This window comes from Cupriavidus sp. GW823-FHT07B10, assembly GCF_058794355.1.
This window is the reverse complement of the sequence record NZ_JBXAGS010000006.1, coordinates 32,657-45,493: the sequence shown is the minus strand read 5'-3', so window position 1 is coordinate 45,493 and position 12,837 is coordinate 32,657. Positions and strand designations below refer to the sequence as shown.

The 12,837-nt window shown below is 65.2% G+C and carries 13 protein-coding genes; 9 read left to right on the top strand and 4 right to left on the bottom strand.

The window, feature by feature from the left end; genetic code table 11:
- Positions 1 to 67 precede the first annotated feature (67 nt).
- Positions 68 to 1,192 carry a helix-turn-helix transcriptional regulator gene (locus AC1Q6V_RS14660; protein ID WP_454751245.1) on the top strand — a complete coding sequence of 375 codons (1,125 nt, stop codon included), beginning with the start codon at positions 68 to 70 and terminating at the stop codon, positions 1,190 to 1,192.
- A 259-nt stretch (positions 1,193 to 1,451) separates the two neighbouring features.
- Here the strand turns inward: AC1Q6V_RS14660 and phaP1 are convergent, their stop codons facing one another.
- Positions 1,452 to 2,030 carry a TIGR01841 family phasin PhaP1 gene (phaP1, locus tag AC1Q6V_RS14655; protein ID WP_011615034.1) on the bottom strand — a complete coding sequence of 193 codons (579 nt, stop codon included), beginning with the start codon at positions 2,028 to 2,030 and terminating at the stop codon, positions 1,452 to 1,454.
- A gap of 357 nt (positions 2,031 to 2,387) precedes the next feature.
- Between phaP1 and AC1Q6V_RS14650 the strand changes: the two genes are divergently transcribed.
- The 5 genes from AC1Q6V_RS14650 (at position 2,388) to pbpG (ending at position 6,996) form a co-directional block, all read left to right on the top strand.
- Positions 2,388 to 3,308 carry a histone deacetylase family protein gene (locus AC1Q6V_RS14650; protein WP_041687266.1) on the top strand — a complete coding sequence of 307 codons (921 nt, stop codon included), beginning with the start codon at positions 2,388 to 2,390 and terminating at the stop codon, positions 3,306 to 3,308.
- Positions 3,305 to 4,231 (top strand): DMT family transporter, encoded by a 927-nt coding sequence (locus AC1Q6V_RS14645; protein ID WP_454751244.1) that lies wholly within the window; start codon positions 3,305 to 3,307, stop codon positions 4,229 to 4,231. Before AC1Q6V_RS14650 ends, AC1Q6V_RS14645 begins: the two co-directional genes overlap by 4 nt.
- Positions 4,232 to 4,290: 59 nt before the next feature.
- Complete coding sequence (locus AC1Q6V_RS14640) at positions 4,291 to 4,749, top strand: acyl-CoA thioesterase (RefSeq protein WP_011615037.1); 459 nt, start codon at positions 4,291 to 4,293, stop codon at positions 4,747 to 4,749.
- A gap of 17 nt (positions 4,750 to 4,766) precedes the next feature.
- Complete coding sequence (locus tag AC1Q6V_RS14635; protein WP_081050391.1) at positions 4,767 to 5,489, top strand: nitroreductase; 723 nt, start codon at positions 4,767 to 4,769, stop codon at positions 5,487 to 5,489.
- Between the two features lie 283 nt (positions 5,490 to 5,772).
- The gene (pbpG, locus tag AC1Q6V_RS14630) at positions 5,773 to 6,996 is read left to right on the top strand and encodes a D-alanyl-D-alanine endopeptidase (RefSeq protein WP_143010774.1); all 1,224 of its coding nucleotides are present in this window, start codon (positions 5,773 to 5,775) and stop codon (positions 6,994 to 6,996) included.
- A 69-nt stretch (positions 6,997 to 7,065) separates the two neighbouring features.
- Here the strand turns inward: pbpG and AC1Q6V_RS14625 are convergent, their stop codons facing one another.
- The 3 genes from AC1Q6V_RS14625 to AC1Q6V_RS14615 form a co-directional block, all read right to left on the bottom strand.
- Positions 7,066 to 8,478, bottom strand: coding sequence for an FAD-binding oxidoreductase (locus AC1Q6V_RS14625; protein ID WP_454751243.1), 1,413 nt, complete (start codon positions 8,476 to 8,478; stop codon positions 7,066 to 7,068).
- Positions 8,479 to 8,493: 15 nt separating this feature from the next.
- Complete coding sequence (locus tag AC1Q6V_RS14620; protein ID WP_011615041.1) at positions 8,494 to 9,243, bottom strand: FadR/GntR family transcriptional regulator; 750 nt, start codon at positions 9,241 to 9,243, stop codon at positions 8,494 to 8,496.
- 139 nt (positions 9,244 to 9,382) lie between these two features.
- Positions 9,383 to 10,168: an IclR family transcriptional regulator gene (locus tag AC1Q6V_RS14615; RefSeq protein WP_013956405.1), complete on the bottom strand. Its 786-nt coding sequence runs from the start codon at positions 10,166 to 10,168 to the stop codon at positions 9,383 to 9,385.
- A gap of 235 nt (positions 10,169 to 10,403) precedes the next feature.
- Between AC1Q6V_RS14615 and AC1Q6V_RS14610 the strand changes: the two genes are divergently transcribed.
- Genes AC1Q6V_RS14610 through AC1Q6V_RS14600 form a run of 3 tightly spaced genes read left to right on the top strand, consistent with a single transcriptional unit; the run spans position 10,404 to position 12,837 of the window.
- The gene (locus AC1Q6V_RS14610; protein ID WP_011615043.1) at positions 10,404 to 11,129 is read left to right on the top strand and encodes a (Fe-S)-binding protein; all 726 of its coding nucleotides are present in this window, start codon (positions 10,404 to 10,406) and stop codon (positions 11,127 to 11,129) included.
- 29 nt (positions 11,130 to 11,158) lie between these two features.
- Positions 11,159 to 12,571, top strand: coding sequence for a LutB/LldF family L-lactate oxidation iron-sulfur protein (locus AC1Q6V_RS14605; protein ID WP_454751242.1), 1,413 nt, complete (start codon positions 11,159 to 11,161; stop codon positions 12,569 to 12,571).
- Positions 12,568 to 12,837, top strand: coding sequence for a hypothetical protein (locus AC1Q6V_RS14600; RefSeq protein ID WP_058698886.1), 270 nt, complete (start codon positions 12,568 to 12,570; stop codon positions 12,835 to 12,837). The genes AC1Q6V_RS14605 and AC1Q6V_RS14600 overlap by 4 nt, the downstream gene beginning before the upstream one ends.

Here is a 12,837-nt window from a genome sequence, read left to right as displayed (position 1 = left end):
AGAGACTGTCGGCGCCGCAGAACATCAATTAAGCGCCTGATTAATAATGCCCTTGGGGAGCGGGTAATTGAAGACGGAAAAGGAACACCTTATCGGGGACCTCTATGAGGCTGCGCTGCGGCAGGAGGGCTTCCTGGACGTTTTTCAAAGCGTCGCCGAAAGCGTGGGCGCCAATGTATTCCACATGTTCAGCTGGGATGTATTGCGCAATGCGCCCCACCTTTCCATCTATACGCCCGATGTCGATTTGGATACGGTGGTGCAGCGCTACGACCAGTATTACGGCGCACTCGATCCGCGTCGCAGTTTTGTCGAAAAGGCCGGCATTGGCGAGTTGGTCTGCTGTCAGGATTACCTCAGTGAGCAGGATATTGCTCGCAGCGAGTTTTTCCAGGATTACCAGTTGCCATCGGGCTTGCGTTACCTGATGGGCCTGCGGCTGGCCCGGCCCGGCAGCGACGATATCCTGCTGGGGTTGATCAGGGCCAATGGCCGGCCGCCCTACACCATGCAGGAACGCGTCGCCGCGGCCGGCATGGCCGGACACCTGCAGCGTGCCATCAACCTCTGGCAGGACGCCCGGGTCCTGCATCGCGATGCCGCCGTGGGCACCGAACTGATGGCGCAACTCGGCCTGGCCGTGTTCGCGCTCGACCGGCGTGCGCGGGTGATGTTTGCCAACCACGCTGGCGAAGCCATATTGCGCGCCACCACTTGCCTGCGGCTCGAGCATGGCCGGCTCGCGGCTAGCAGCGCCGCGGAGAACGAAGGCATGAAAGCCGCCATGGCCCGCGTGGAAAAGACACGCAAGGCGGAGAGCCTGGCGCTGCGGACCACGGCGGGCGCGCCGCCCGAAATCTTCGTCTGTATCGCGTGCCTGCCGGGGCACGATACGCGCGCGGCATTTGGTGAGGCAACGCTGCTGCTGACTGCCAGGCGGCGTGGCTCGGCGCCGATGGTCGCCGCGAAGGCGCTGCAGCAGGCGTTCAGGCTGTCGGTTGCCGAGGCGGCAGTGGCCGAAGCGTTGATCAGCGGCAAAACCCCCGACGAGTACGCAGCCCTTGCCGGAGTTTCCCTGGCCACCGTGCGCACGCAGCTGCGGGCCATCTTCGACAAGACCTGCGCGCGATCCCAGGCCGAGGCCGTCGGAACCATGCTATGGGTCCTGTCGCAGCACGAGCGGGACCGCTAGCGTTTGCCGATGCCGCGCAAAGCGGCAAAAAGCCAAGGTGAAGAACAAAAAAAAGCCCGACCTGTAGAGGTCGGGTTTAACGATACCTTTGGACAAGGAGACCGCGGTACCGAGGAGACATCGGCGGACAAGGCAGCACCGATGCAACTCAGTCAGGGCACTACCTTCATCGTTGGCAAAACACACCGCAAACGCCAGGCGTCGATATGCTTTGCCAACGGACCGGCCGCAGCCGGTCCATCTTCAACGCAGGCAGCTATCAGGCAGCCGTCGTCTTCTTTGCCGTGGCCGTACGGGCCGTGGCGCTGGCTTGCTGGGCAGCCTTGGTGGCAGCCGTAGCCGCAGCCTGGAAGTTGGTTTCAGCGATTTCGACCGCTTGCTTGGTCGCCTTCTGCACCGACTCGTAGGCGTTGTTGGCAGCGGAGATCGCCGACTTCACGATGGCCACGGTCGATTCCGAACCGGCCGGGGCGTTCTTGGCGAGGTTCTCGACCAGCGCTTGCACGTTCTTCGAGCCTTCGGCCAGTTGAGCCTCGGCTACCTTGGTGAACTCGCTCTGGGTTTCCGAAGCGATTTCATACAGGTGGCGGGTGTAGGCCAGGGTCTTTTCGGCAACCGGCTGCACGGCTGCGGCCTGGATGGCCAGCAGTTCCTGTGCGTCCTTGGCCGACAGCGCCTTCTTGGCGTTGTCAACGCCTTCTGCGAACGAAGTCTTGACGACCTGCAGGTTCAGCTCGACGAGCTTTTCGACGCCTTCAAACGCCTTGGTGGTCAGGCCGAACAGCGTTTCGAGGTTGGCCTTTTGCGCTGCTGCAACTTGTTCCGGGGTGAGGATCATTGCTGGTCTCCAGTGGTGAACTTCAAGGTCTAGCAAATTAAGCCGCCTAGATGTCAGGGCCGTGACGGTGTTGTGCCCGATTCGGCCAGCCCAGGCGTGTGGGTGGGTCAAGGCGCATTTCTTATTTGGTGCGCCGCAACAATTCCTATTTTAGGGGCGCCAGATCCAATGTCAAGTGGATTTTGTGCAATGCACAAACAACGTTGCTGGCGATACACGGGAGCGGCTGTGACGCCACTCCGGGGCGCTCCGGCGAGGGCCATGCAGGGGTGCTACCATCGCGGATTGCCCGCGCCCGCACGGATGGCCGCGCCGGGAACCAACAAAGACGTGAACAGAACCGCCCAGGCCACTTCCATGCTCGCTTTCTATGCCGACCATTTTGTGCTGCCACTGCCACCCGGGCACCGTTTCCCGATGCGCAAGTACAGCATGCTGCGCGATGCCGTCGCGGCGCAGGTGCCGGGGCTGCGCCTGGTTGAGGCGCCGCGCGCGGGCGACGATGCCTTGTTGCTGGCGCACACACCCGGGTACGTGCAGGCCGCGTCAGCGGGCACGCTCGACGCGGCGCGCCAGCGCGAGATCGGCTTCCCGTGGTCCGAGGCCATGGTGGAACGCTCGCGGCGCTCCGCAGGCGCCACCATCGAGGCCTGCCGGACGGCGCTGCGCGAAGGCATTGCCGTGAACCTGGCGGGCGGCACCCACCATGCGTATGCCGACAAGGGCGGCGGCTTCTGCGTGTTCAACGATGCCGCGATTGCGGCGCGCGTGCTGCAGCGCGATGGCGCCGTGCGCCGCGTGGCCGTGGTCGACCTGGATGTGCACCAGGGCAACGGCACCGCGTCGATCCTGCAAGGCGATCCGTCCGTGTTCACGTTGTCGCTGCATGGCGAGAAGAACTATCCGTTCCGCAAAGAGGCCAGCGACCTGGACGTCGGCCTGCCGGACGGCTGCGACGACGATACCTATGCGCAGGCGCTGCAGGCGGCGCTGGACACGCTGTTCAGCCGCTTCGATCCCGAGCTGATCATCTACCTGGCCGGCGCCGATCCGCATGAGGGCGATCGCCTCGGGCGGCTCAGGCTGACCCTGGCGGGCCTGGCACGGCGCGACCGGCTGGTGTTCGATGCCGCGCATGCACGCCAGTTGCCGGTGGCGGTGGCGATGGCGGGCGGCTACGGCAACCAGATCGAGGACACGGTTGCGGTCCACGCGCAGACCGTAAGCCTGGCCGCACAATATCACGCGCGCCATGCACAGGCGCTGCTGGCCACATGAGCGGCGTGATGGAGCAAGGCGGCGCAGCAGCGTCAAGCGCCCGCGCCACGCTGTGGGTGGCGTCGATGCCGTGGCTGTTCGTTCTGATCTGGAGCACCGGCTTTATCGTTGCCAAATACGGCATGCCGTACGCGGAGCCGATGACCTTCCTGTTCCTGCGCTTTGCCGGCGTGGTGGTGCTGATGGTGCCATTCGTGCTGCTGGCGCGCGTGCCGCTGCCGCGCCTGCCGGGCAAGGCGCAAACGGACTGGTCCGCGGTCGGCCATATCGCCGTAGCGGGGCTGTTGCTGCAGACGGGCTACCTGGGTGGCGTCTGGGCTGCGATCAAGCTTGGCATGCCTGCCGGCGTATCGGCGCTGATCGTCGGCATGCAGCCGATCCTGACCGCGCTGATCGCCACGCGCATGGGTGAGCGCATCGGCGCGCGCGCGTGGCTGGGCCTGCTGTTCGGCATCGCCGGCGTGGCGCTGGTGGTGGCCAACAAGCTGGGTGCCAGCGGACTCACGCCGGCAAGCCTGGCACTGGCGGGTGGCGCCTTGCTCAGCATCACCGTCGGCACGGTCTACCAGAAGCACTTCTGCCCGGTGTTCGACCTGCGCATGGGCTCGGTGATCCAGTTCGCCGCGGCGGCACTTGCGTGCGTGCCGTTCATGTTCCTGTTCGAGACCCGCGCGGTGCAGTGGAGTGCCGCGATGCTTGGTGCCATGGCGTGGTCGGTGGTGGCGCTGTCGATCGGCGCCATCTCGCTGCTCTTCCTGCTGATCCGGCGGGGCGCGGCCACCAAGGTGTCGAGCCTGATGTACCTGACGCCGCCCACTACCGCGGTGATGGCGTGGCTGCTCTTCGGTGAGCGCTTTCCGCCGCTGGCCGCTGCCGGCATGGTGCTCGCGGCGCTTGGTGTCGCACTTGTCATCCGCCGGTAGTGTCGCGTATGCGGCTACTTCAGGAATATTCCTATCCCATCCTGTCCCGTCCACGTCTCATGAAACCGCAAGCCGAGTCGCGCAGTGCCTATCCGTACTTCCAGCCGATCACCACGCGTTGGATGGATAACGATGTCTATGGCCACGTTAACAACGTTGTCTACTACAGTTACTTTGATACCGTGGTGAATACCTACCTGATCCGGCAGGGCGTGCTCGATGTCACGTCGGGCGACACGATCGGGCTGGTGATCGAGACGCAGTGCAACTACTTCTCGTCGCTGAGCTTTCCCGAGACCGTGGTGGCCGGCCTGCGCGTGGCAAGACTGGGCACGTCGAGCGTGCGCTATGAGGTCGGGCTGTTCAGCGGCGACAACGAGACTGCCGCCGCGCAGGGGCATTTCATCCACGTCTATGTCGATCGCGCCACGCGCCGGCCGGTGCCGTTGCCGGAGCCGCTGCGCGAGGCGCTGCTGCCGTTGGTGATGGCCGACGCGGTGACGGGCGGGCAAGGGTAAGAACGGGGCAACAGGAGATGAACAAGATGTCCCACGAGGTGCAATTCGGTTCGCAGGATGCCGTGGACTGCGTGGATCGCGCGATCCTGACGCGGCGTTCGGTGCGGGCCTTTCTCGATACGCAGGTGCCGCGCCGGACCGTCGAGGAAATCCTGGCCGTAGCCAGCCGTGCGCCGTCGGGCACCAATACGCAGCCGTGGCGCGTCTATGTGCTGTCCGGCGAGGCGAAGGCCAAGCTGTGCGCCGATGTGCTGGGCGCCTACGAAGACCCCGAGCGCGACAGCAAGTACCTGGAAGAGTATCCGTACTACCCGCGCGAGTGGGCCGACCCCTACTTGTCGCGGCGGCGCAAGGTGGGCTGGGACCTGTACGGGCTGCTTGAGATCAGCCGCGAAGACAAGGCGCGCATGCATGAGCAGCACGCGCGCAATTTCCGTTTCTTCGATGCGCCGGTGGGGATGATCTTCACCATCGACCGCATCATGGAGCAGGGCAGCTGGCTGGACTACGGCATGTTCCTGCAAAGCATCATGGTCGCCGCCCGGGCGCGCGGGCTTGATACCTGTCCGCAGGCGGCGTTCACGCAGTTCCACAAGATTATTGGCAGCCACCTGCGGCTGCCACCGGAGGAAATGGTGGTATGCGGCATGTCACTGGGTTTTGCCGACCCGGAAGCGATCGAGAACCAGCTGACCACGGAACGTGAGCCGGTCAGCGGGTTCGCGCGTTTCCTCTCATAGCAAAGTTTGAGAAAAGTTTGTATCAATGTGTAACGATGAGTGCCGATATACAAGACGACGTCCGTGTATTGGCTGGGAGTGTTCCAAGGGGCAGCAAGGTGAACCCGGGTACGCCTGGGGCAAGCCAGAGGCGGTTCGCATGCAAACGTGACCTTTTGGTTGCTTTTTCCGCAATGTGGAAATGTTTGCAAATCGAACTTTAAGGAGCGTCTGTAAGTCTTTAATCTTGCTAACAATTTCTTTCTTTCCTACACTAGCGCCATTCCTATGCGCTGAACGAATCATGTTCCGGTCTGATTCCATTTTTTCCAGATTCTTCGGCTCCGCACCCCTGTCCGCTGTTGCCACCGCGGTCCTGGTATCGGTGTCGATGGTCGCGGCACCTGTGGCCGAAGCGGCCACCAAGCCCGCAACTACCCAAAAAACGTCGAAAAAGCAGGCAAAATCGGTTAACGCCGAGAAAAAGAGTGCTTCGAAGATTGTTGCCAAGAGCTCGCGTAGCGGCAAGGTCGCCAAGCGCGAAGCAAGCAGCACACGCAAAGTGGTGGTGCTGAAAAATGGCAAGCGCCATACCGTCGTAGCCCAGCGTGCCGCACCCGTGCGCGCCGCCTTCACCCCGGCCAAGCCGTCGCTGGGCGAAGCCATGGGCTTGCGTGACACTGACGACGCGCTGGCACTGCGCTCCAGCGTGGCACTGGTGATGGACCAGAATTCCAACGAGGTGCTGTTCCAGAAGAACGCCAGTGCGGTGCTGCCGATCGCTTCGATCACCAAGCTGATGACCGCGCTGGTGGTGATGGACGCCCGCCTGCCGATGGACGAAGTGCTGACCATCTCCGAGGAAGACCGCGACACCGAAAAGCACAGCGGCTCGCGCCTGCGCTTTGGTACGCAGCTGACGCGCCAGGAATTGCTGCTGCTGGCGCTGATGTCGTCCGAGAACCGCGCCGCGTCGGCGCTGGGCCGCAACTACCCGGGCGGCCTGCCGGCCTTTGTCCAGGCGATGAACCGCAAGGCCCGCGAGCTGGGCATGAACGACAGCCACTTCGTCGATTCCAGCGGGCTGTCGAGCAGCAATGTGTCGAGCGCGACGGACCTGGTGCGCATGGTCAACGCGGCGTATCGCAACCCGACCATCCGCGAGTTCTCGACGCAGACCGAGCATGAGGTCAACGTGCTGGGCCGCACCCAGCACTACGTCAGCACTAACCGCCTGGTGCGCGGCGGCAACTGGGAGATCGGCCTGCAGAAGACCGGCTTTATCTCCGAGGCCGGCCAGTGCCTGGTGATGCAGGCCAAGGTCCAGGGCCGCAACGTGGTGATGGTGTTCCTGGACTCGGCCGGCAAGCTGTCGCGCTTTGCCGATGCCAACCGCGTCAAGGACTGGCTGGAGCATGCGCCGTCGCCATCGTCGCCGCAGCGTGGTTTCCCGTCGTCGCCGAACCTGACGCAGGCTCCGGGCGGCGCGCACGCGATCCTGGCCTCGCAACAGTCGCGCGGCATCTGATACGGAACGCCTGACCGGGAAAAAACGCGCCGTGCCACGGCGCGTTTTTCGTTCTGGCGGCCGCGGCCGTCAGAGCAGCTTGCCTGGGTTCATGATCCCGGCCGGGTCGAACACGGCCTTGATCTCGCGCATCAGCCGCAGTTCCAGCGGGTCCTTCATGGTCAGGAAGGCATGGCGCTTGAGCTGGCCGATGCCATGCTCGGCGCTGATGCTGCCGCCGTAGCGCATCACTTCGTCCAGCACCGCGTCGGTCACCGCATCGCCTTGCGTGGCCGCCCAGTCCTTGGGCGCGCCGGCCGGGCGCGACAGGTTGTAGTGCAGGTTGCCGTCGCCGAAGTGCCCGAAGATAAAGGGCCGGATGGCGGGATCGAGCCCACGCAGCCGCGTTTCCATCGAGGTCATGAAGGCCGGAATCTGCTCGATCGGGAGCGAGATGTCATGCTTCAGGTGCGGGCCGTCGGCGCGCTGCGCCTCGGAGATTTCCTCGCGCAGTTTCCACAGCGCCTGCAATTGTGCGAGCGAGGCAGACACGGCTGCATCGAGGCACAGCTCGCGCTCCAGCGCTTCGCCGATAACGCGTTCGAGCAGCGCGTTCAGCGCATCTTCGTCCGTGGTGTCGGCCAGTTCCACCAATACGTAGGCGGGGTAGCGTTGCGCGAACGGCTCCTGCACGCCCTCTGCGTGCGTGAGCACCAAGTCCAGGCAATCGCCGGTAAAGAATTCGAACGCCTGCAGGCGCGCGCCGCATTGTTCAAACAGCAGTTCATAGAGTGCCAGCGACTGCGCCGGCGAGGCCACCGCCGCCAGCACCACACTGCGCGTGTCGGTACGCGGGAACAGCCGCAGCGCGGCCGCGGTGATTACGCCGAGCGTACCTTCGGAGCCGACCAGCAGCTGCTTCAGGTCATAGCCGGTATTGTCCTTGCGCAGCGTGCGCAGGCCATGGAAGACCTCGCCGTTGGGCAGCACCGCTTCCACGCCCAGCACCAGTTCGCGCGCCATGCCATAGCGCACCACGTTCACGCCGCCGGCATTGGTCGCAAGGTTGCCGCCGATCTGGCATGAGTCTTCGGCGGCCAGCGACAGCGGCAGCAGCCGGTTGGCGTCTTGCGCCGCGCGGCGCAGGTTGCCGAGGATGCAGCCGGCCTCTGCAACCATGGTGTTGGCGATGGTGTCGAGCGAGCGCACCGCGTTCATGCGGTCCAGGCTCAGCACCACGTTCTGCGCCTGCGCATCGGGCGTGGCGCCGCCGCACAGGCCGGTATTGCCGCCGCGCGGCACCACCGGCACCGCGGCCTGCTGGCACAGCGCCAGGGCGCGCGAGACTTCGTCCACGGTGCGCGGCCGCAGCACGGCCTGGGCCTGGCCGCGGTAGATGCCGCGCCAGTCGGACAGCCACGGGGCGATGTCGTCGGGGTTGGTCAGGACGATGTCGGCGCCGAGGGCCTCGGTGAGCCGCTGGGCGAATTGGCCGGTTTGCATGATGGTGGTGTCGTCTCAGGAAAGGGAAGGGGAGCTGGCTACGCGCGCTGTCGACGCTTCATCGGCGCGCGTGCGCAGCACCAAGCCAAGCCGGCGCGCCGCGCATTGCAGGTGCGTCACCGCGGCCGCGCGGGCTGCCGCGGCATCGCCACGGCGGATGGCATCGACGATCGCTTCATGCTCGGCATGCACGGTCTCGGCCAGGCCTGCCTGGCGCAGCGTATTGGCGCGCGCGGTGGCCACGGCCTGGTGCAGCTGCAGGTTCAGGTACTGCAGCAGCTGGCGGTAGTAGGGGTTGTGCGTGGCGGCGGCAATGCCGATATGGAAGGCGGCGTCGATATCGGCGGCCGGCTGCGGGTCATAGAGATGAGCGCGCAGCCGCTGCAGCAGTGCACTCAGTGCGGCCACGTCCTCATCGGTGCGGCGCACGGCGGCCAGCGCCGCGGCGGCGCCTTCCAGGTCGATGCGCAGGTCGTACAGGTCGGCCAGCCCGCTGGCGTCGATATCGGGTTCGCGCGGCAGCTGGAATCCCGCCGAGCCGGTACGCGAGCGCACCGTGCAGCCGACGCCCTGGCGTGACTCGACGAAGCCCTGCGAACGCAGGTGCTCGGTGACTTCGCGGATCACCGCGGCGCTGACGCCGTACTGCTCGGACAGCTGCCTGCCGGTCGGCAACCGGCTGCCGACCGGGTAGGCGCCGCTTTCGATATCGGCGCGCAGCTGGCGGGTGACCTGTTCGGTGAGGGTGACGGCACGGGTTCGCATGGGTGCCAATTATATGGTTTTCTGGTTATCTGAAAACTAAGGGTAAACCATGGGATTGAGACGACCGCAGTCCCAAAGCAAAACGCGCGGACTGCCATGATGGCAGCCCGCGCGTTGGCGGCGGCTGGCGATTCGGCCTTCAGGCGGCGGCTTCGGTCACGTAGCCCATGCCGCGCGAGATCTGCAGCGCCGTGTCCTTCAGGTTTTGCAGCCAGCTGTCCTGCAGCCGGTCGGCCGGTGCCGACAGCGACAGCCCGGCCACCAGCCGGCGCGAGTCGTCATAGATGCCGGCGGCAATGCAGCGCACGCCCAGTTCCAGCTCTTCGTTGTCGCGCGCATAGCCGTTGGAGCGCACCCAGCTGAGCTCCCGCTCGAGCTTGGTCAGGTCGGTGATCGAGGTGCGGGTATGTCCGGCCAGCCCGGTGCGGGTGGCGTAGTTGCGTACGCGCGCGGCTTCGTCCGCTGCCAGGAACAGCTTGCCGACCGAGGTCAGGTGCAGCGGCGCGCGGCCGCCGATGGCGCGCACCACCTGCATGCCCGAGCGCTCGCTGTAGGCGCGCTCGATGTAGACGATCTCGTCGCCCTGGCGCACCGACAGGTTCACGGTCTGGCCGGTGACGCGGTGCAGCGCGCGCATCGGCGCCAGCGCCGCGTCGCGCACGGACAGGCGTGCCTTGACCAGGTTGCCCAGTTCCAGCAGCCGCATGCCGAGCCGGTAGCTGCCGGGATCGGAACGGTCGACAAAGCGGCAGGCCACCATGTCGTTGAGGATGCGGTGGGCGGTGGAGGGATGCAGCCCCGTGGCCAGTGACAGCTCTTTCAGGCTGACCGGGTCAGCGTGCTGCGCGAGCGCGTCCAGCAGGGTCATCATGCGCTCGATGACCTGGATGGACGTCTTGCCGGGTGACTTGTCTGCGTCGGACATAGATGGAAAAAAGAGAAATGTTGCTTGCGGCATTTTTAAGCGTCTGCCCGATTCTATCTCGCATTGTGAAAATTTCAATAGGTGAAATGACATTACCGTAAGAAACGGCTGGTGATGTTGCTCACCGGAAGTGATGTGCATTGCACCGGATTCACGCCCTTGCTGAACGGTTTGTGCGCCACGCGCGACGCAAACGCGCATAATTGCGGGGTTTCGGGGTCTGGAGAAGTCGACAATGCGAGTTGGTCTGTTCGCCACCTGTCTGGTGGACCTGATGCGTCCGGAAATCGGGTTTTCGGTGCTCAAGCTGCTGGAAGCCGCCGGCTACGAGGTCATGGTGCCCGAGGCGCAGACCTGCTGCGGCCAGCCGGCCTACAACTCGGGCGAGCGCGCGGTGTCGCGCGACCTGGCGGAGAAATTCCTGCGCGAGTTCGAGATGTTCGACTACATCGTGGTGCCGTCGGGCAGCTGCGGCGGCATGATCCGCCAGCACTACGGCGACCTGCTGCACAACGATCCCGAACTCAACGGCCGCTACGAGCGCCTGCGCGAACGCGTGTTCGAGCTGACCGATTTCCTGGTCAACGTGGCCAGGGTGCAGACGCTGCCGTCGTCGTTCTCGGGCCATGTCACCTATCACGACTCCTGTTCCGGCCTGCGCGAGCTGGGCGTCAAGCAGCAGCCGCGCGAGCTGCTGTCGCGGCTGCCGGGCGTGCAGCTGACCGAAATGAAGGATTGCGAAGCCTGCTGCGGTTTTGGCGGCACCTTCTCGGTCAAGTACGGCAATATCTCGACCGCGATCGTCGACGAGAAGTGCGCCAACATCAAGGCCAGCGGCGCCGATACGGTGGTGCTGGGCGACCTGGGCTGCATCCTCAATATCGAAGGCCGCCTGCGCCGCACCGGCGACAGCAGCACGCGCGTGCTGCATATCGCCCAGGTGCTGGCGGGCGACGCCTGACATCCGCTGAAATCCGGGGAATCGCCACGATGCAAGTCCACAGCATGGAATTCAAGGCGCGCGCCGGCCAGAAGCTGGCCGACCAGCGCCTGCAGCAGAACCTGAAGAAGCTTTCGACCAAGTTCGTCACGGCCCGCGCCGACGCGATCCGCGATATCGACTTCGACGCCACGCGCGAGGCCCTGAAAGAGCGCCGCAACCGCGCGCTGGAAAACCTCGACGTCTGGCTCGCCACCTTCGAAGAGAACGCGCGCAAGCGCGGTGCGACCGTGCTGTTTGCCGAGACCACCGCCGACGCTGCACGCCTTGTCGCCGAGATCGCGCAGAAGCACGGCGTGAAGAAGGTCATCAAGAGCAAGTCCATGGTGACCGAGGAAATGCGCCTGAACCAGGTGCTGGGCGAGATGGGCGTGCAGAGCATCGAGACCGACCTGGGCGAATACATCCTGCAGATCAACGACTCGGAACCGCCGTCGCACATCATTGCGCCGGTGGTGCACAAGGACAAGGACGAGATCGCCGACCTGTTCGCCCGCGTCCACCACAAGCCGCGGCTGACCGAGATCCCGGAGATGACGCGCGAGGCGCGCGAAGTGCTGCGGCCCGAGTTCCTGAGCGCCGACATGGGCGTCACCGGCGGCAACTTCATCATTGCCGAGACCGGCTCGGTGGCGGTGGTCACCAATGAGGGCAACGAAGGCATGTGCACGGTGATGCCGCGCGTGCACGTGGCCGTGACCGGCATCGAAAAGGTGCTGCCGACGCTGGAAGACCTGGCCACCGTGATGCGCCTGCTGCCGCGCTCGGCCACCGGCCAGGCCATCTCGAACTACTTCTCGCTGCTGACCGGCCCGCGCGCCGAGGGCGAGCGCGACGGCCCCGAGCATATGTACTTCGTGCTGGTCGATGGCGGCCGCACCGGGCTGATCGGCGGCGACTTCCAGGAGATGCTGCGCTGCATCCGCTGCGGCGCCTGCATGAATCATTGCCCGGTGTACCAGAAGATCGGCGGCCATGCCTATGGCTGGGTCTATCCGGGCCCGATGGGCAGCGTGCTGACGCCCAGCTACGTCGGCCTGGCCAATGCGATCGACCTGCCGCAGGCGGCGACCATGTGCGGCGAGTGCAACCGCGTGTGCCCGGCATCGATCCCGCTGTCGGACCTGCTGCGCAAGCTGCGCGAGAAGCAGATGGAGCGCGGGCTGCGCCCATGGCAGGAGCGCTTCGCGCTGCAGGCGTGGGGCTACGTCGCCAAACGCCCGGAGCTGTATGCCTTTGCCACCCGCATCGGCGCCTGGCTGCTGGGCCGCATGGGTGGCAGCAACAAGCTGATTGCCAGCCTGCCGATGGCGGGCAAGGGCTGGACCGAAACCCGCGACATGCCGGCCCCGTCGGGCCGCACGTTCCGCGAACTGTACAAGGAAAGGAGGGCACGTTTATGAGCGCCACCAACAACGAAGCACTGGCGCGCATGCGTGCCGCACTGGACCAGCACCTGGCCGGATCGATGCCCGCTGGCGACCTGGTGCGCGCATGGCGCGAAGCCGGTACCGGGCTGGCGCTGCCGCCGGTCTACGGGCAGGCGATGGAAGAGCTGCTGCGCCGGCTCGAGATGTCGGCAGTGTTCGCGCAGGATAGCTGCTCGTTTTCGAGTTCGGCGGTGACGGACCAGCTGACGCGCTGGCTGGACAAGGCGGCAACGGTCTGA

What these genes read in the sequence shown, in the direction of transcription:
- phaP1 (WP_011615034.1), bottom strand. Translation starts at nt 2,030, where the DNA reads ATGATCCTCACCCCGGAACAAGTTGCAGCAGCGCAAAAGGCCAACCTC.
- AC1Q6V_RS14650 (WP_041687266.1), top strand. Translation starts at nt 2,388, where the DNA reads ATGCTCGCTTTCTATGCCGACCATTTTGTGCTGCCACTGCCACCCGGG.
- AC1Q6V_RS14645 (WP_454751244.1), top strand. Translation starts at nt 3,305, where the DNA reads ATGAGCGGCGTGATGGAGCAAGGCGGCGCAGCAGCGTCAAGCGCCCGC.
- AC1Q6V_RS14640 (WP_011615037.1), top strand. Translation starts at nt 4,291, where the DNA reads ATGAAACCGCAAGCCGAGTCGCGCAGTGCCTATCCGTACTTCCAGCCG.
- AC1Q6V_RS14635 (WP_081050391.1), top strand. Translation starts at nt 4,767, where the DNA reads ATGAACAAGATGTCCCACGAGGTGCAATTCGGTTCGCAGGATGCCGTG.
- pbpG (WP_143010774.1), top strand. Translation starts at nt 5,773, where the DNA reads ATGTTCCGGTCTGATTCCATTTTTTCCAGATTCTTCGGCTCCGCACCC.
- AC1Q6V_RS14625 (WP_454751243.1), bottom strand. Translation starts at nt 8,478, where the DNA reads ATGCAAACCGGCCAATTCGCCCAGCGGCTCACCGAGGCCCTCGGCGCC.
- AC1Q6V_RS14620 (WP_011615041.1), bottom strand. Translation starts at nt 9,243, where the DNA reads ATGCGAACCCGTGCCGTCACCCTCACCGAACAGGTCACCCGCCAGCTG.
- AC1Q6V_RS14615 (WP_013956405.1), bottom strand. Translation starts at nt 10,168, where the DNA reads ATGTCCGACGCAGACAAGTCACCCGGCAAGACGTCCATCCAGGTCATC.
- AC1Q6V_RS14610 (WP_011615043.1), top strand. Translation starts at nt 10,404, where the DNA reads ATGCGAGTTGGTCTGTTCGCCACCTGTCTGGTGGACCTGATGCGTCCG.
- AC1Q6V_RS14605 (WP_454751242.1), top strand. Translation starts at nt 11,159, where the DNA reads ATGCAAGTCCACAGCATGGAATTCAAGGCGCGCGCCGGCCAGAAGCTG.
- AC1Q6V_RS14600 (WP_058698886.1), top strand. Translation starts at nt 12,568, where the DNA reads ATGAGCGCCACCAACAACGAAGCACTGGCGCGCATGCGTGCCGCACTG.